Consider the following 16530-nt stretch of genomic DNA (forward strand, 5'->3'; position numbering starts at 1 on the left):
CCGCCATCCCGTATCCTTCGCGGATGCGGAAAGACCCCATCGAATGGCTGTTGCGCACGCTGTACTCGGCGCTGCTCTACCTGTTGCTGCCGATCACGGTGTACCACCTGGTGTGGCGCGGATTCCGGGTCCGCGAGTACTTCAACCGCTGGAACGAGCGCTATGCCTCGTATGCGCGCTCGTGCGGGCAACCGCGGGTATGGCTGCACGCGGTGTCGGTGGGCGAGGTCAATGCCGCCGCGCCGCTGGTCAACGCGCTGCGTGCGCAGCGCCCGGACATCCGCTGGGTCATCACCACGATCACGCCGACCGGTTCGGAGCGCGTCCGCGCGCTGTGGGGCGAGGCGATCGACCACGTCTACCTGCCCTACGACGTGCCGGGCAGCGTCGGGCGATTCCTGGAGCACTTCCGGCCCAGCCTGGCGCTGATCCTCGAGACCGAGTTGTGGCCGAACATGCTGTTCGGCTGCCGCGACCGCGGCATCCCGGTCTACGTCCTCAACGCGCGCCTGTCGGCGCGCTCGCTGCGCGGCTACCGGCTGTTGGCGCCGTTGATCGCCCGCGCGCTGCGCACGGTGACCTGCGTGGCGGCGCAGTCCGCGGACGATGCGGCGCGCTTCGTCGCGCTCGGCGCGCGACCGGAACAGGTGGTCGCGCTCGGCAACCTCAAGTTCGACATCGGCGTGCCGGAGCATCTCGACGCGTTCGTCGCGCAGTTCCGGCAGCACGTGCCGGCGGCGCGCCCGGTCTGGATCGCCGCCAGCACCCACGATGGCGAAGAGGCGGCCACCCTCGATATCCATGCGAAGCTGCAACGGCGTTTCCCCGACCTGCTGCTGCTGTGGGCACCGCGCCATCCCGAGCGGTTCCCCAAGGTCGAGGCGCTGGCGCGGGAACGCGGCTGGCGCGTGGCCACCCGCAAGGCCCAGCAGTGGCCGGACGCGCAGAGCCAGGTGTTCGTGATCGACACGCTGGGCGAGTTGATGGCGTTCTATGCCTGCGCGCAGGCGGCCTTCGTCGGTGGCAGCCTGCAACCGATCGGCGGGCACAACCTGCTGGAGCCGGCCGCGGTCGGCACGCCCTCGGTGACCGGCCCGCACCTGCACAATTTCTCGGAGATCTCGCGCCGCATGCGCGAGGCGGGCGCGGTCGCGATCTGCAACGATGCCGAGGCCGTCGCCGACGCCTTGGAAACGCTGCTGGCCGACGCCGGGGCGCGCAAGGTGATGGCCGAGGCCGGGCTTGCGCTGGTGGCCAACGGCCGCGGCGCGGTGCAGCGGACGCTGGCGCAGATCGCACCGCACTTGCCGCCGGTCGCGACCCTGCCCGGCAAGACGGCCTGCTGAAAAAAAGAGCGGGCCGAAGCCCGCTCTTGTGTCGTTGGCAATCTGCCTTCGCTCAGCGCGAGGCTATCGGCGATTGCAGCCGCGCCTCGGCATCGGCGGTCAGCAGGCGGTTGATGTCCTGCAGGTCGGCGATGTCGAGCTTGCCGGTGGCCTGCGCCAGCAACAGGCGGTTCTGCAGGAAGTTGTACTTGGCATTGGCGTAATCGAGCTTCGCCGCGAACAGGGTCTTTTGATTCTGCACCACGTCCAACACGGTGCGGGTTCCGACCTCCAGTCCGACCTGCGAGGCGTCAAAGGCGGCTTGGGCCGACACCACCGCCAGGCGGCGCGCCTCGATCTCGGAAATGCCCTGCACGACCGTCTGGTAGTAGTTGCGCACGTTGCGATCCAGCGCGCGCTTCTGCTGCTCGTAGGTGTCCTGCTGGATGTCGCGCTGGGCGATCGCCTGGCGCACCGCCGACTGGGTGGCGCCGCCGGAGAAGATCGGCACGCTCAGGGTGATGCCGATGGTGTTGGTGTCGTTGCGCGGACCGCCGATGCCGCCCGGGTCCTGGCTGGCGAGCTCGCCCGAAATGTCGCCCCAGGTGGTGCTGCGGCCCAGGCTGCCGGTCAGGTTCAAGGTCGGCAGGTGGCCGGCGCGCGCGGCGGACACGCTGGATTCGGCGGCGCTGACCTGCAACTGCTGGGCCTTGAGCGCCGGGTTCTCCCCGATCGCGTTGGCGACCAAGTTGTCGACGTTGCCGTAGTTGGCCGGCAGTTCGGGGCGGAAATCATCCGGCAGGCCGCGCAAGCCACGCACCGGCTGGCCGGTGATCTCGGTCAACGCCTGGTAGTAGTCGGCCAGGGTGTTGCGTGCCGTGATGGTATTGGCACGCGCCTGGTCGTATTCGGCGCGGGCCTCGTGCACGTCGGTGATCGGCGCCAGGCCGACCTGCAGGCGCTTGTCGGCGTAGTCGAACTGCTTCTTGGCGGCCGCTTCGTTGGACTCGGCCGCGGCCAGCGACTCGATCGCCACCAGCACGTTGAAGTAGGCGGCCGAGGTGCGCACGATCAGGTCGTCGTTGGCCGATTCCAGGGTGAAGTCGGCGGCCTTGCTGACGTCGCGCTGCGCGCGCAGGTTGGAGAACTGCGCCCAGTTGAACAGCGTCTGCGTGCCATCGACAGAGTAGCGGCGGGTCTTGGAGATGCTGCGGCCGGTCAGGCCTTCGGCTTCGGTGCGGGTGCGGCTCAGCGAAGCGGTACCGTCGAGCTGCGGCAGCAGTGCGGCGCGTGCCTGGACCTGGCCTTCCTTGTTGTACAGGCGGGTCGATTCGGCCGACGCCAGCGTCGGGTCGCCGTTGCGGGCCATTTCGTAAGCCTGCAGCAGGTCGGTAGCCTGCGCGGCCATCGGTAACAGGGCGGCGGCCAGCGCCAGAACGAGGGATCGGCGAATCATCGGGGGCTTCCTTGGGATCAGAATTTGAACTGGGGCGCAGGTGCCGCGCCCTTCAGGTACGCGAGGTCGGTTTCGAACAACGATTCCACGCGCGGGGCGTTGACCTCGCCACGCACGAGCACCGCTTCCATCACCGGGTCACGGCCGCGCACCACGAACAGGCGGCCGTTCGGGCGCAGCCAGGAAAGCAACTGCAGCGGCAGCGCATCGACCGCGCCGGTCAGGCAGATCGCGTCGAACTTGCGCTCGGTCTGCCAGGCGAACACGTCGGCGGCCTCGATGCGGACATTGCTGCCCAATCCGGTGGCATCCAGGCGGGCACGGGCACCGGCGGCCAGCGCGGGATCGATCTCGAGGCTGACCACCTCGCGCGCCAGCGCGGCCAGGCAGGCCGTGGCGAAACCGCTGCCGGTGCCGACTTCCAATACGTCCTCGCCCGGCTGCAGGTCGAGGGCCTGCAGCATGCGCCCCTCGACCACCGGCTTCATCATCTTCTGGCCGCCCGGCAGCGGGATCTCCAGGTCGGCATAGGCCAGCGCCTTGTAGGCGTCCGGCACGAAGGCCTCGCGCGGCAACCGCGCCAGCACGTCCAGCACGCGCAGGTCCAGCACGTCCCAGGGACGGATCTGCTGTTCGACCATCTTTTCGCGGGCCTGGGTGTAATCGATCGTCATGGTGCGGTCATCCAAACGCAGTGGGGCGGGCATTTTACCGGGTGCCGCGAGCCGTTGGCGTGGCTAGCATCGCCGTGGGCGGCACCCCGGCGCAGTGCCGGAAGTCATCGCGACCACCGGCGCCGTCGGGGGAGGAGCGGGAAGGCACACCCTAGCGCGGAGCATAGGCGCGCAGGAAGAAGTCGACGCTGGCGGCGAGGTGGTGTTGCACCTCCTCGGGGCTCGGCGGCGGCCGCACCCCGCACATCATGGTGATGTGAAGGTCGCCCTTGAGCAATTGGAAGAACTGGGAGGCGGCCAAATTCAGGTCGTCGATCGCCAGTTCGCCCGCGCGCACCCGGGCGGCGAGGAAATCGGCCATCGCCTGCTGGGTGCGGTGCGGGCCGGCTTCCCAGAACATGCGGCGGATATGGTCGTCGCCGGTGCCGGGGCTGAGCATCATGCGGTGGGTGGCGATCGCCGCATCGGTGCTGATCATCGCGAAGAACGCCGAACCGATCTCCAGCAGTTGCTCGCGCAGGGAACCCTGCAGTTCGTGCTGGAACAGGTCGTCCGGCATCATCTGCTGGCACTGCGCGCGGATCGCCTCGCCGAACAAGGTGTCCTTGTCGCCGAAGTGGCTGTAGACGGTGAGCTTGGACACGCCGGCCAGCGCGGCGATGCCATCCATGCTGACGCCGGCATAGCCCTGTTCGAAGAACAGCGTGCGCGCGGCGTTCAAGATCGCGGCGCGTTTGCCGAGGTCCTTGGGCCGGCCGGGGCCGGTGCTGCGGATGCGTGCCTTCGAGGGAGTCGTGGTCGCCATGGCGCCAATACTAGACCATGCGGTTCTATATTTATACTGAACCGATTGGTTCATTATTTCGACGTGCAGCGGGGCGGCACGGCTCGATGATGGGACGCCGCCGATCGAAGGGGGCTTCAGGCCGCCTTGCCGCCGATGCCGGGCGCTTGGCCGGCCGGTGCTTCGGTTGCCGGTTCCGGCGCGGTCGGCGCCGGCCGCGGCGGGGTGGCCGAGTGCCGCGGCTGGTCGCGGTCGCGGCGGGCCTTGGCGCTGGCGATCTCGGCCTGGAAGGCCAGGTTGGCGGCCGTGTTGCTGTCGCGCGTGGTCATGCCGTCGGTACCGGTGAGGCGGGCAGGAACGGCGCCGATGCGCCGGAAAGGACGGACCGCAGTCCGCCGCAGGGCAGAAGGATGACGGGAGGCATGACGAGGGGTCTTGGGATGGCGATCGAGCTGAGGCAATTCCCGTGCCGTCTTCGAGGCTGGTGGAAGGCGGAGGTCGCGAGGGAGACCGCGGCGGCAGGGAGGGCTGGCTGTAGTGGGGCGGAATCCTTGCAGAGAACAGGCGGGCGGCCCGGGGCCGGCGGAGCGCGCAATGTAGGCCAAGCCGGAGTGGTTGTCACCAGCGGTCGGCGTGCTCCTCCAGCAGGGCGATGAACGCCCGCGCGGCGCGCGAACGGGTGCGCCCGCCATGGGTGACGTGGCCGAGCCGGCGTCGCAGGTCCACGCCGGGCAGCGGCAGCGCGACCACCTGGGCGTCGACCAGGCTCTGCGGCAGCACGCTCCAGGCCAGCCCCACCGACGCGAGCATCTTGATCGTCTCCAGGTGGTTGGTGGTCATGCGCAGGCGCAACGACAGCCCGTGCGCGGCGAACAGCTCGGCGACGATGCGGTGGGTGAAGGTGTGCCGCTCCGGCAACACCGCGGGGTGGCCGGCGATGTCCTGCAGCGTGAGCGCCGCGCGCGTGGCGAGGGAATGATCGGGGGCGACCACGAACTGCAGCGGGTCGTCCCAGACCGGGACCGCCCGCAGGGGAGGATGGGTCTCCGGCCCGAGCGTGGTCACCGCCAGTTCCACTTCGCCCTGCAGCACCTGGGCATAGGCCTGTTCCGAATCGAGGAAGCGGATGTCGAGCGCGGCCTCGGGATGGCGCGTGGCGAACTGGCGCAGCAGGGGCGGCAGCCGGTGCAGGCCGACGTGGTGGCTGGTGGCCAGGCTCAGGGTGCCGCCGACCTCGCCGCCCAGGGTGTCCAGCAGCCGGCGCGCGTCCTGCACTTCGTCGAGGATGCGCTGCGCGCGCGGGCGCAGCGCCTGCCCGGCCTCGGTCAGCACGACCTGGCGGCCGAGCCGATCGAACAGCCGGACCCGCAATTCGGCTTCCAGCAGGCCGATGCGCTTGCTCACCGCGGGCTGGGTCAGGTGCAGCCGTTCGGCGGCCCCGGAAAAGCTCCCGCTGTCGGCAATGGCCAGGAACGCGGCCAGGTTGGCGATGTCCATTTCAGTCGCATTGGTTATGGATTTGAATGAAAAATATGAATTTGTTTTATGGAGTGCAACGGCCTAGCATCGTTTCTCCAGCCCGGCGGCCCGCTCCGCCGATCGCCAGAACCGTTTTGGAAGCACTGCAATGGCCGGCAAGACCCTCTACGACAAGCTGTGGGAGATGCACGAAGTGGCCCGTCGCGACGACGGCTCCTCGTTGATCTACATCGACCGCCACATCCTCCATGAAGTGACCTCGCCGCAGGCATTCGAGGGCCTGCGCCTGGCCGGGCGCAGGCCGTGGCGCATCGATGCCAACATCGCCACGCCCGACCACAACGTGCCGACCACGCGCACCGAACGCCTGGGCGGGCTGACTGCCATCGCCGACCCGGTCTCGCGCCTGCAGGTGCAGACGCTGGACGAGAACTGCGACGACTTCGGCATCCTGGAGTTCAAGATGAACGATGTCCGCCAGGGCATCGTGCACGTGGTCGGCCCGGAGCAGGGCGCCACGCTGCCGGGCATGACCGTGGTCTGCGGCGATTCGCACACCTCCACGCACGGCGCGTTCGGCGCGCTGGCGCACGGCATCGGCACCTCCGAGGTCGAGCACGTGTTGGCCACCCAGTGCCTGGTCGCCAAGAAGATGAAGAACATGCAGGTGCGGGTGGAAGGCACGCTGCCGTTCGGCGTCACCGCCAAGGACATCGTGCTGGCGGTGATCGGCAGGATCGGCACCGCCGGCGGCAACGGCCATGCGCTGGAATTCGCCGGCAGCGCGATCCGCGCGCTGTCGATGGAAGGGCGCATGACGATCTGCAACATGGCGATCGAGGCCGGCGCGCGGGTCGGCATGGTCGCGGTGGACGAGAAGACGATCGAGTACGTGCGCGGCCGCCCGTTCGCCCCCAGGGGCGCCGACTGGGACGCGGCGGTGGCGGCATGGAAGGAACTGGTGTCCGACCCTGACGCGCATTTCGACGCGGTGGTCGAGCTGCGCGCGGAGGACATCAAGCCGCAGGTCAGCTGGGGCACCTCGCCGGAGATGGTGCTGGCGGTCGACCAGAACGTGCCGGACCCGGAACGCGAGGCCGATCCGGTCAAGAAGGATTCGATCGTGCGCGCGCTGAAGTACATGGGCCTGCAGCCCAACCAGCCGATCACCGCGATCAAGCTCGACCGCGTGTTCATCGGCTCGTGCACCAACTCGCGCATCGAGGACCTGCGCGCGGCGGCGCAGGTCGCCAAGGGCCGCAAGGTCGCCGCGAACGTGAAGCAGGCGCTGGTGGTGCCGGGCTCGGGCCTGGTCAAGGCGCAGGCCGAGGCCGAGGGCCTGGACAAGGTGTTCGTCGAGGCCGGCTTCGAATGGCGCGAGCCGGGCTGCTCGATGTGCCTGGCGATGAACCCGGACAAGCTGGGCAGCGGCGAGCATTGCGCCTCCACTTCCAATCGCAACTTCGAAGGGCGCCAGGGCGCCGGCGGGCGCACCCACCTGGTCAGCCCGGCGATGGCCGCCGCCGCCGCGGTGGCCGGCCACTTCGTCGACGTGCGGGAGATGGTGATCCGTGATTCGTGATTTGTGATTCGTTAAAAGCAGATCCTCCGAACCCGTCTCCGGCCTTTCCCAATCACGAATCACCAATCACGAATCACGTCCAATGAAAGCCTTCACGACCCACACCGGCCTGGTCTGCCCGCTGGACCGCGCCAACGTCGATACCGACCAGATCATCCCCAAGCAGTTCCTGAAATCGATCAAGCGCACCGGCTTCGGCCCGAACCTGTTCGACGAATGGCGCTACCTGGACGTCGGCGAACCCGGCCAGGACAACAGCGCGCGCCCGATCAACCCCGAATTCGTGCTGAACTTCCCGCGCTATGCCGGCGCCAGCGTGCTGCTGGCGCGCGAGAACTTCGGCTGCGGCTCCTCGCGCGAGCATGCGCCGTGGGCGCTGGACGAGTACGGTTTCCGCGCGGTGATCGCACCGAGTTTCGCCGACATCTTCTTCAACAACAGCTTCAAGAACGGCCTGCTGCCGATCGTGCTGAAGGACGCGGAGGTCGATGCGCTGTTCGCACAGTGCGAGGCCACCGAGGGTTACACGCTGACCGTGGACCTGGCTGCGCAGACCGTGACGCGGCCGGACGGCGTGCAGTACCGCTTCGAGGTCGACGCGTTCCGCAAGCATTGCCTGCTCCACGGGTTGGACGACATCGGCCTGACCCTGCAGGACGCCGACGCGATCCGCGCCTTCGAGGCGCGCCATCGGGCGGCGCAGCCGTGGCTGTTCGGCCTGGGCGAACGCGCGTGAGCGCGTCCGCTTCCCACGCGCAGGTGGTGCAGGCGCAGTTCGGCGAGCAGGCCGAGGCCTATCTCCGGAGCGCGGTGCACGCGCAGGGGAGCGAGCTCGCCGAGTTGCAGGCCGCGCTCGCGGCACGGCCCCGGGCGCGCGTGCTCGACCTGGGATGCGGCGCGGGACATGTCGCGTTCCATCTGGCTCCCCTGGCCGACGAGGTGGTGGCCTACGACCTGTCGGCGCAAATGCTCGACGTGGTCGCCTCGGCGGCGGCCGGGCGCGGGCTGGACAACATCCGCACGGTGCGCGGCGCGGCCGAGCGGTTGCCGTTCGCCGACGCGGAATTCGATGTCGTGGCCAGCCGCTATTCGGCGCATCACTGGAGCGACGTCGGTCAGGCGTTGCGCGAAGTGCGCCGGGTGCTGAAGCCAGGCGGCACGGCCGCCTTCATCGACGTGATGGCGCCCGGCGCGCCGCTGCTGGATACGCACCTGCAGGCGATCGAGCTGCTGCGCGACACCAGCCATGTGCGCGACTACTCGGCCGCCGAGTGGCTGCGCCTGGCCGGCGAGGCGGGATTGCAGGTGCAAAAGCTGCATCGCCAGCGCCTGCGGTTGGAGTTCGCCCCGTGGGTGGAGCGCATGCGCACGCCGGAGCTGTTCCGCCAGGCGATCCGCTCGCTGCAGCAGGGCGTGGGCGCGGAAGTGCGCGAGTACTTCGAGATCGCCGGGGACGGCTCCTTCAGCACCGACGTACTGGTGCTGTGGGCCGGACGCGGGTAGACGCGGGTACATGCCATCCATCCTGTGGGAGCGACTTCAGTCGCGACGGGCTTTGGCGGTAAAGCCCCATCGCGACTGAAGTCGCTCTCACAAAAAGTAAAAGCAGCAAAAACAACAAGGAAATATAGATGAGCAAGCAGATTCTGGTCCTTCCTGGCGATGGCATCGGCCCGGAGATCGTGGCCGAGGCGGTCAAGGTGATCGAGCGCGTGGACGCGCGCTTCGGGCTGGGCATCACGCTCGCCTTCGACGAGCTGGGAGGCGCCGCGTACGACAAGTACGGCACGCCCCTGGCCGACGAGACCCTGGCGCGCGCGCGCGCCGCCGACGCGGTGCTGCTCGGGGCGGTCGGCGGGCCGAAGTGGGACACGATCGATCCGGCGCTGCGCCCGGAGCGCGGCCTGCTCAAGATCCGCTCGCAGCTGGGCCTGTTCGCCAACCTGCGCCCGGCGCTGCTGTACCCGCAGCTGGCCGAGGCCTCGACGCTCAAGCCCGAGGTCGTCGCCGGCCTGGACATCCTGATCCTGCGCGAGCTGACCGGCGGCATCTACTTCGGCCAGCCGCGCGGCAACCGCACGCTGGAGAGCGGCGAGCGCCAGGCCTACGACACGCTGCCCTACAGCGAAAGCGAGATCCGCCGCATCGCCAGGGTCGGCTTCGAGATGGCGCGGCTGCGCGGCAAGAAGCTGTGCTCGGTGGACAAGGCCAACGTGCTGGCGTCGAGCCAGTTGTGGCGCGCGGTGGTCGAGGAGGTCGCCAGGGACTACCCGGACGTGGCGCTGTCGCACATGTACGTGGACAACGCGGCGATGCAGCTGGTGCGCGCGCCCAAGCAGTTCGACGTGATCGTCACCGACAACATGTTCGGCGACATCCTGTCCGACCAGGCCTCGATGCTGACCGGCTCGATCGGCATGCTGCCGTCGGCCTCGCTGGATGCCGACAACAAGGGCATGTTCGAGCCTTGCCATGGCTCGGCGCCGGACATCGCCGGCCAGGGCATCGCCAACCCGCTGGCGACGATCCTGTCGGTGGCGATGTTGCTGCGCTACAGCTTCGGCCATGCCGAATCGGCCGAGGCGATCGAGCGCGCGGTGGGCGCGGTGCTCGACCAGGGCCTGCGCACCGCCGACATCTGGTCGGAAGGCACGACCAAGGTCGGCACCGCGGCGATGGGCGATGCGGTGGTGGCGGCGCTGTAAGGCCGGAAATGATCTGAAGCGCAAAGCCCCTCTCCCATCGGGAGAGGGGAGAGGGCGCGCGGGCGAAGCCCTCCCGTGACGTTCAACTGCACGAAGCTTCGCCCGAACCCTCATCCGCCCCTTGCGGGCACCTTCTCCCGAGGGAGAAGGGATTTGCCTACGCCGCCACCACGTCCTGGCGGTTCTGCTCCGCATTGCGCTGCCGCAGCAACCGGTTGGCCACGTCCAGCCAGGCCAGTGCGCTGGCTTCGATGATGTCCTTGCTGGTGCCGGTGCCTTCGTACTCCACGCCGTCGTGGCGCACGCTCAGGCTCGCCTCGCCACGCGCATCGGCGCCGATGCCGACGCTGTGCACCTGGTAGCTGTCCAGCTCCAGGCGTACGCCGGTGGCGGCCGACAGCGCGCCGAACAGCGCGTCGACCGGGCCGTTGCCCTGCGCGGTCTCGGCGACGCGGTTGCCGTCCGGATCGGACAGTTCGACCAGCGCGTTGGCGCGGCTGCCGACGTCGCTGATGGTCATCGAGGCCAGGCGATAGCCGTCCTGGGTGGTGGCGCCCTGCATCAGCGACTGCAGGTCGGCGTCGGTGACCACGCGCTGCTTCTCGCACAGCGCCTTGAACTGCTCGAACACCAGCTTCAGCTCTTCCTCCTCCAGCCAGAAGCCGAGCGCGCGCAGGCGCGCCTCGACCGCGGCGCGGCCGCTGTGGCGGCCCAGCACCATCTGGGTGTCCGGCCAGCCCACGTCCTGCGGGCGCATGATCTCGTAGGTGCCGCGATGGCGCAGCATGCCGTGCTGGTGGATGCCCGACTCGTGCGCGAACGCATTGGTGCCCACCACCGCCTTGTTGCGCTGGACCGGCATGCCGATCAGGCGCTGCAGCAACTGCGAGGTCGGCACGATGCGCGGCGTGTTGATGCCGGTCTCGAACCCGTAGAACGCGTTGCGCACCTTCAGCGCCATCGCGATCTCCTCCAGCGCGCAGTTGCCGGCGCGCTCGCCGATGCCGTTGATGGTGCACTCGATCTGGCGCACGCCGGCCTCGGCGGCGGCCAGCGAGTTGGCCACCGCCAGTCCCAGGTCGTTGTGGCAGTGCGCGCTGAACACCACCTTGTCCGCGCCCGGCAGGTCGGCCACGCCGGCGATCACGCGCCGGAACATGTCGCCGATCTCCTCCGGCGTGGTGAAGCCGACGGTGTCGGGCAGGTTGATGGTGGTGGCGCCCGCGGCGATCGCCACGCGCGCGACCTCGATCAGGTACTCGACCTCGGTGCGGGTCGCGTCCTCGGCCGAGAACTCGATGTCGTCGATGTAGCCGCGCGCCAGCGTCACGTGCTTGTGCACCGATTCCAGCACCTGCTCCTGGGTCATGCGCAGCTTGTGCTCGCGGTGCAGCGGGCTGGTGGACAGGAACACGTGCAGGCGCGGGTTGGCCGCCGCCTCCAGCGCCCGCGCGGAGGTCTCGATGTCGGCCTGCAGGCAGCGCGAGAGCACCGCCAGGGTCGGGCGGCGCAGCTCGCGGCCGATCAGCGCCATCGCCTCGCGATCGGATTGCGAGCTGGCCGGGAAGCCGGTCTCGATGATGTCCACGCCCAGCTCGTCCAGGGCCCGGGCCATCACGACCTTCTGCTGCGGGGTCATGCTGCAGCCGGGGGATTGCTCGCCGTCGCGCAGGGTGGTGTCGAAAATTCGGATACGCGGGGTCTGGTTGGATACGGTCGTGTTCACCAGGATGACTCCTCTACTGCGATGGCTATTGCGGGCGTGGTGGCGGGGGCGGTGGGGCGGGGTGGAGCGGTCGGGGGCGAAGCGTCGGGTGGCCGGCCGCGTTGGCCCTTGATCCGCTCGCTGCTGCGCCGGCGCGGTTTCCGGGGCGGCCGCGGCCGCACTTCGGAGAGCAGGTTGGCCAGCACGGTGGCGTCGATATTACCGCCTGAGACGACGGCGCACTTGCGTTTGCCGGCCACGCGTTTACCCGCCGCCAGCGCCAGCGCGCCGGCGCCCTCGGCGATCACGTGTTCTTCCAGCGCCAGCCGGACCAGGGTTTCGCGCAGTTCGGCCTCGCGCACGATCACGATGTCGTCGAGCAGGCTGGTGCACAGCCTGCGCGTGATGAAGCCGGGGACCTTGACCTTGACGCCGTCGGCGAGGGTGGCGACCGGCTCGATGGCGCGCACGTCGCCCTTCACCGCGCGGGCCATCGAATCGACCCCCTCGACCTGCGCGCCGATCACCCGCACGCCCTGCGATTTCAGCGCCAGTGCGACGCCGGAGGCCAGGCCGCCGCCGCCGATCGGCACGATCACCACGTCCGGCATGTGCGGGGCGATCTCGATCCCGAGCGTGCCCTGGCCGGCGATCACGTCCGGGTCGTCGAACGCGGGCAGGAAGCGGTAGCCGTTCTGCTGGGCCAGCTCGCGCGCGAACGCGTAGGCCTCGTCGTAGCTGTGGCCGTGCTGGCGCACGGTGGCGCCCCAGTGCTGGACGCCGGCGATCTTGGTGGCCGGGGCGGCCAACGGCATCACGGTGATCGCCTGCAGGCCCAGCCGGTAGGCCGACCAGGCCACGCCCTGGGCATGGTTGCCGGCCGAGGCGCAGATCACCGGGCGGTCGTCGCCGCGCTCCAGCCCGGCCAGCATCGCGTTCAGCGCGCCGCGTACCTTGTAGGAGCCGGTGCGCTGCAGGTTTTCCAGCTTGAGCCAAGTGCCGAAGCGTTCGGCGTAGTGCAACGGCGTGGGCGTGAGATAGCGGCGCAGGCGCGCCTGCGCGGCCAGCACGTCGGCCACGCTGACGGCTACGTCGCCTACGTCCGGTTCCTGGGCAGGGGCACGGCCGGCGTCAGGCATGGTGGTGGAGCCGGTGCTGGGGACCCGGGGGCCGGGTCCCGGGAGAGCGACAGGGGCGAAGAAGATCCCTCCGCGGTCCAGACGACAGGCACCGGTGGCAGGACGCCGGGAGGCGTCGAAGAAGACGCCTCCTGCCGGGCGCGCGAACCAGGCGGCGAGGGCTTGCCCCGAGTTCCCGGTCCCGGGTCCCCGGCCCCGGCCTCACCGCGTTCATGCCGCTTCCTCCAGCGCGGTGATCCGCACCGATTCGCAGTCGTAGACCTTTTCCAACTGGCGCTGCAGGGTCTCGGCCGGGCGTGCGCCGCCATCGACCACCAACTGCAGGTGCCAGCGGCCGGCATCGGCCGCGTTCGGGCTGCCGCTGATCGCGCACGGGCTGAAGCCGCGGCGCTCGGCCATGCCGATCACGCGCAACAGGGCGCCATCGACGGGCTTGATGACCAGGTCAAGCCGGTAACGCATGGCTGGCCTCCTTCGGGGCATGGGCGGGGTTGCTCTCCAGCATGGTGCTGTTGGCGTTGTTGGGGGGGACCAGCGGCCAGACGTTGGCGCGCGCGTCGATGGTCACGTGCAGCAGCGCCGGGCCGGGCTGCGCCAGCAGTTCGGCCAGGCCGTCCTCGACTTCGCCGCGCAGGGTGATATGGCGGGCCGGGATGCCGAACACCTGCGCCAGCGCGGCGAAGTCCGGGTTGTCGGACAGGTCGATCTCGCTGTAGCGCTCGGCGAAGAACAGCTCCTGCCACTGCCGCACCATGCCCAGCGAGGCGTTGTCGATCAGCACGATCTTCACCGGCAGCCGGCAGCGGGCGATGGTCGCCAGCTCCTGCACGTTCATCATGAAGCCGCCGTCGCCGTTGACCAGGATCACGGTGCGGTCCGGGCAGGCGAACTGCGCGCCCATCGCCGCCGGCAGGCCGAAGCCCATCGTGCCGAGCGCGCCGCTGGTCAGATGATGGCGCGGATGGTTGAAACGGTAGTGCTGGGCCACCCACATCTGGTGCTGGCCGACGTCGCAGGCGACGATCGCGTCGGCCGGGGCGACCTCGCTCAGGCGCTTGAGCAGCGCCGGGGCATAGATGTCGGTGCCGGGCGCGTCGTAGCGCGCGCCGAAGCGCTCGCGGTTGGCGATGCAGCGCTTGCGCCATTCCTCGCAGGTGCTGCGCGCGGCCGCGAGCGCCTTCAGGCCGGTGGCGACATTGCCGGGAATGGCGATGTCGGCGCTGCGCAGCTTGGAGATCTCGTAGGCGTCGGCGTCCAGGTGGATCACCCGCGCGAACGGCGCGAACTCGCTCAGCTTGCCGGTGGCGCGGTCGTCGAAACGGGCGCCGACCACGATCAGCAGGTCGCATTCCTGCACCGCCATGTTGGCGGCGCGGGTGCCGTGCATGCCGAGCATGCCCAGGTACTCGGGATGGTTCGCCGGCAACGCGCCCAGGCCGCGCAGGGTCAGCACGGTCGGGATGCGGGTGGCGTCGACGAACTGGCGGAACGCCTCCACCGCATCGGCCAGGCCGATGCCGCCGCCGCCGTAGATCACCGGCTTCTCGGCGCCGGCGATGGCCGCCAGCGCCTCGTCCAGGCGCGCCGCCTCCGGCGGCGGCGGCGGCTCGATCGCCGCCGGCACGTGGTCGGGCAGGTGCGAGGCGTCGGCCAGCTGCACGTCCTTGGGCAGGTCGATCAGCACCGGCCCGGGACGGCCCTCGCGCGCGATCCGGAATGCCTCGCGCACCATGTCCGGCAGGTCGTCCACGCGCTTGGCCAGGAAGCTGTGCTTGACGATCGGCATGGTCAGGCCGAACACGTCCAGTTCCTGGAAGGCATCCGTGCCCAGCAGGCTGGTGGCCACCTGGCCGGTCAGGCACACCATCGGCACCGAGTCCAGCATGGCGTCGGCGATGCCGGTCACCAGGTTGGACGCGCCCGGGCCGGACGTGGCCACGCATACGCCGACCTTGCCGGAGGCGCGCGCGTAGCCGTTGGCGGCCAGGGCGGCGCCCTGCTCGTGGCGTACCAGGATGTGCTTGAGCCCGGAGTCCACCAGGGCGTCGTAGAACGGCATGATGGTGCCGCCCGGATAGCCGAACAGCGTGTCCACGCCTTCGGCTTCCAGGGCCTGCGTCAACCAGCGCGCGCCATTGCGGGGCGCGCCGGGTTGTGCGGAGGTGTTCATGCGGTGGCGACCTTTGCGTTGCGGTGGGGGGAGGCCGCGGTTACGCGGCCTGTTGCTGCTTGGCGGATGCGGGCGCGGTCTCGGTCTGGCCGCTGAGCCATACCATCTTGGCGCGCAGTTCCTTGCCCACCTTCTCGATCGGGTGCTCCAGGTCGGCCTGCTTGAACTTCTTGTAGTTCGGCAGGCCCGCTTCGTACTCGGCCACCCAGTTCTTGGTGAAGGTGCCGTTCTGGATGTCGGTCAGCACGTCCTTCATGCGCGCCTTGACGCCGGCGTCGATCACGCGCGGGCCGCTGACGTAGTCGCCGTACTGGGCGGTCTCGGACACGAACTCCAGCATGCGGGTGATGCCGCCTTCGTAGAACAGGTCGACGATCAGCTTCAGTTCGTGCAGCACTTCGTAGTAGGCGATCTCCGGCTGGTAGCCGGCTTCCACCAGGGTCTCGAAGCCGGCCTGCACCAGCGACGAGGCGCCGCCGCACAGCACGGCCTGCTCGCCGAACAGGTCGGTCTCGGTCTCTTCCTTGAAGGTGGTCTCGATCAGGTTGGCGCGCGCGCCGCCCAGGCCGGCGGCGTAGGCCAGGGCGTAGTCCTTGGCCTTGCCGCTCTTGTCCTGGTAGATGGCGTAGATGCACGGCACGCCGCGGCCGATCTCGTACTCGCGGCGCACCAGCGCGCCCGGGCCCTTCGGCGCGACCAGCACCACGTCCAGGTCCTCGCGCGGGGCGATCATGCCGAAGTGCACGTTCAGGCCATGCGCGAACAGCAGCACCGCGCCCTGCTTCAGGTTCGAGGCCAGCACCTCGTCGTAGAGCTTCTTCTGGACCATGTCCGGGGTCAGCACGGCGACCAGGTCGGCGTCCTTGACCGCCTCGGCGGGCGCCTTGACCACGAAGCCGTCGGCCTGGGCCTTGGCCTCGGTCGGGCCGCCCGGGCGCAGGCCGATGGTGACGTCGAAGCCGGAATCGCGCAGGTTCAGCGCATGCGCGCGGCCCTGGCTGCCGTAGCCGATGATCGCGATTTTGGGGTTGGACTGCTCGTTGCTCATGGTGGATTCCTCGGGGAAGAGTGGGACGGGGAGGGCGGAAAGAAAATCAGCCGGCCGCGGAGGCGCTGGCCGGCTGACGATGAGGGGTTTCCAGGGCTGCGGCGCGGGCGCATGCCATCGCCGCGCGCGGGGCGGTGGCTTTGCCGTTGGCCTGTTTGCGGGTTGCCGTGTTCATGTCATTCGAAACTTTTCTGGATCCCTGAAACGCGAAACCCCGCGCCGTTGCCGGTGCGGGGTCTTGTCGAAACCTGTGTGCTTCTGCTGCTTACACGTAGGCTCGTCCCGCACCTGTCGGCGAGGTAATGAGTACGAGCACGAGAAGCGAAGCGGCCACGCCACTGCCTGCCGGCAAGGGCAGCGAAGCGTCGAAGGCGGCGGTGCGTGGCGTCATGCCGTTGAGATAAACACGCCGTTTTCGCCGCTGTCAACCCTTGCGTGCGGAATTACGTGACCTGCGTTGCCG

General features: G+C 69.3%; 15 protein-coding genes. 5 read left to right on the forward strand and 10 right to left on the reverse strand.

All coding sequences use genetic code 11. The features are described 5' to 3' along the window. The first annotated feature begins 23 nt into the window (after positions 1-23). Complete coding sequence (gene waaA / locus M3M27_RS04620; protein ID WP_140719626.1) at positions 24-1346, forward strand: lipid IV(A) 3-deoxy-D-manno-octulosonic acid transferase; 1323 nt, start codon at positions 24-26, stop codon at positions 1344-1346. A 52-nt stretch (positions 1347-1398) separates the two neighbouring features. On the opposite strand, the gene M3M27_RS04625 is transcribed toward waaA, so the two are convergent. The 5 genes from M3M27_RS04625 to M3M27_RS04645 all read right to left on the reverse strand — a co-directional run bounded on the left by M3M27_RS04625 (position 1399) and on the right by M3M27_RS04645 (position 5736). Continuing rightward, entirely contained in the window at positions 1399-2781 is a 1383-nt protein-coding gene (locus tag M3M27_RS04625; protein WP_434027309.1) for a TolC family outer membrane protein, read from the reverse strand. 17 nt (positions 2782-2798) lie between these two features. Next, positions 2799-3455, reverse strand: a complete 657-nt coding sequence (locus M3M27_RS04630) for a protein-L-isoaspartate O-methyltransferase family protein (protein WP_140719622.1) — start codon at positions 3453-3455, stop codon at positions 2799-2801. A gap of 151 nt (positions 3456-3606) precedes the next feature. Beyond that, positions 3607-4260, reverse strand: coding sequence for a TetR/AcrR family transcriptional regulator (locus tag M3M27_RS04635; RefSeq protein WP_140719620.1), 654 nt, complete (start codon positions 4258-4260; stop codon positions 3607-3609). Between the two features lie 116 nt (positions 4261-4376). Further along, positions 4377-4568, reverse strand: coding sequence for a hypothetical protein (locus M3M27_RS04640; RefSeq protein WP_434027310.1), 192 nt, complete (start codon positions 4566-4568; stop codon positions 4377-4379). 289 nt (positions 4569-4857) lie between these two features. Then, complete coding sequence (locus M3M27_RS04645) at positions 4858-5736, reverse strand: LysR family transcriptional regulator (protein WP_434027311.1); 879 nt, start codon at positions 5734-5736, stop codon at positions 4858-4860. A gap of 130 nt (positions 5737-5866) precedes the next feature. On the opposite strand from M3M27_RS04645, the gene leuC reads away from it, so the two are divergent. The 4 genes from leuC to leuB all read left to right on the forward strand — a co-directional run bounded on the left by leuC (position 5867) and on the right by leuB (position 10005). Continuing rightward, positions 5867-7300, forward strand: a complete 1434-nt coding sequence (gene leuC / locus M3M27_RS04650) for a 3-isopropylmalate dehydratase large subunit (protein ID WP_434027312.1) — start codon at positions 5867-5869, stop codon at positions 7298-7300. 82 nt (positions 7301-7382) lie between these two features. Continuing rightward, on the forward strand, positions 7383-8036 hold the full coding sequence (leuD, locus tag M3M27_RS04655) for a 3-isopropylmalate dehydratase small subunit (RefSeq protein ID WP_434027313.1): 654 nt from the start codon (positions 7383-7385) through the stop codon (positions 8034-8036). Beyond that, entirely contained in the window at positions 8033-8803 is a 771-nt protein-coding gene (locus tag M3M27_RS04660; protein WP_434027314.1) for a class I SAM-dependent methyltransferase, read from the forward strand. The genes leuD and M3M27_RS04660 overlap by 4 nt, the downstream gene beginning before the upstream one ends. Positions 8804-8931: 128 nt before the next feature. Beyond that, positions 8932-10005, forward strand: coding sequence for a 3-isopropylmalate dehydrogenase (gene leuB / locus M3M27_RS04665; RefSeq protein ID WP_140719607.1), 1074 nt, complete (start codon positions 8932-8934; stop codon positions 10003-10005). Positions 10006-10162: 157 nt separating this feature from the next. On the opposite strand, the gene M3M27_RS04670 is transcribed toward leuB, so the two are convergent. The 5 genes from M3M27_RS04670 to ilvC all read right to left on the reverse strand — a co-directional run bounded on the left by M3M27_RS04670 (position 10163) and on the right by ilvC (position 16067). After that, a complete protein-coding gene (locus M3M27_RS04670; protein WP_140719605.1) occupies positions 10163-11731 on the reverse strand; it encodes a 2-isopropylmalate synthase in 1569 nt (522 codons plus the stop codon). After that, the gene (locus M3M27_RS04675) at positions 11728-12849 is read right to left on the reverse strand and encodes a threonine dehydratase (RefSeq protein WP_434027315.1); all 1122 of its coding nucleotides are present in this window, start codon (positions 12847-12849) and stop codon (positions 11728-11730) included. The genes M3M27_RS04670 and M3M27_RS04675 overlap by 4 nt, the downstream gene beginning before the upstream one ends. A 210-nt stretch (positions 12850-13059) precedes the next feature. Continuing rightward, positions 13060-13311, reverse strand: coding sequence for an ACT domain-containing protein (locus tag M3M27_RS04680; protein WP_140719601.1), 252 nt, complete (start codon positions 13309-13311; stop codon positions 13060-13062). Beyond that, positions 13295-15019, reverse strand: a complete 1725-nt coding sequence (gene ilvG, locus M3M27_RS04685) for an acetolactate synthase 2 catalytic subunit (protein ID WP_434027317.1) — start codon at positions 15017-15019, stop codon at positions 13295-13297. The genes M3M27_RS04680 and ilvG overlap by 17 nt, the downstream gene beginning before the upstream one ends. Positions 15020-15059: 40 nt before the next feature. Beyond that, complete coding sequence (gene ilvC, locus M3M27_RS04690; RefSeq protein WP_140719596.1) at positions 15060-16067, reverse strand: ketol-acid reductoisomerase; 1008 nt, start codon at positions 16065-16067, stop codon at positions 15060-15062. Positions 16068-16530: the final 463 nt, after the last annotated feature.

This window comes from Xanthomonas boreopolis, assembly GCF_046529185.1.
GTDB lineage: Bacteria > Pseudomonadota > Gammaproteobacteria > Xanthomonadales > Xanthomonadaceae > Pseudomonas_S > Pseudomonas_S boreopolis.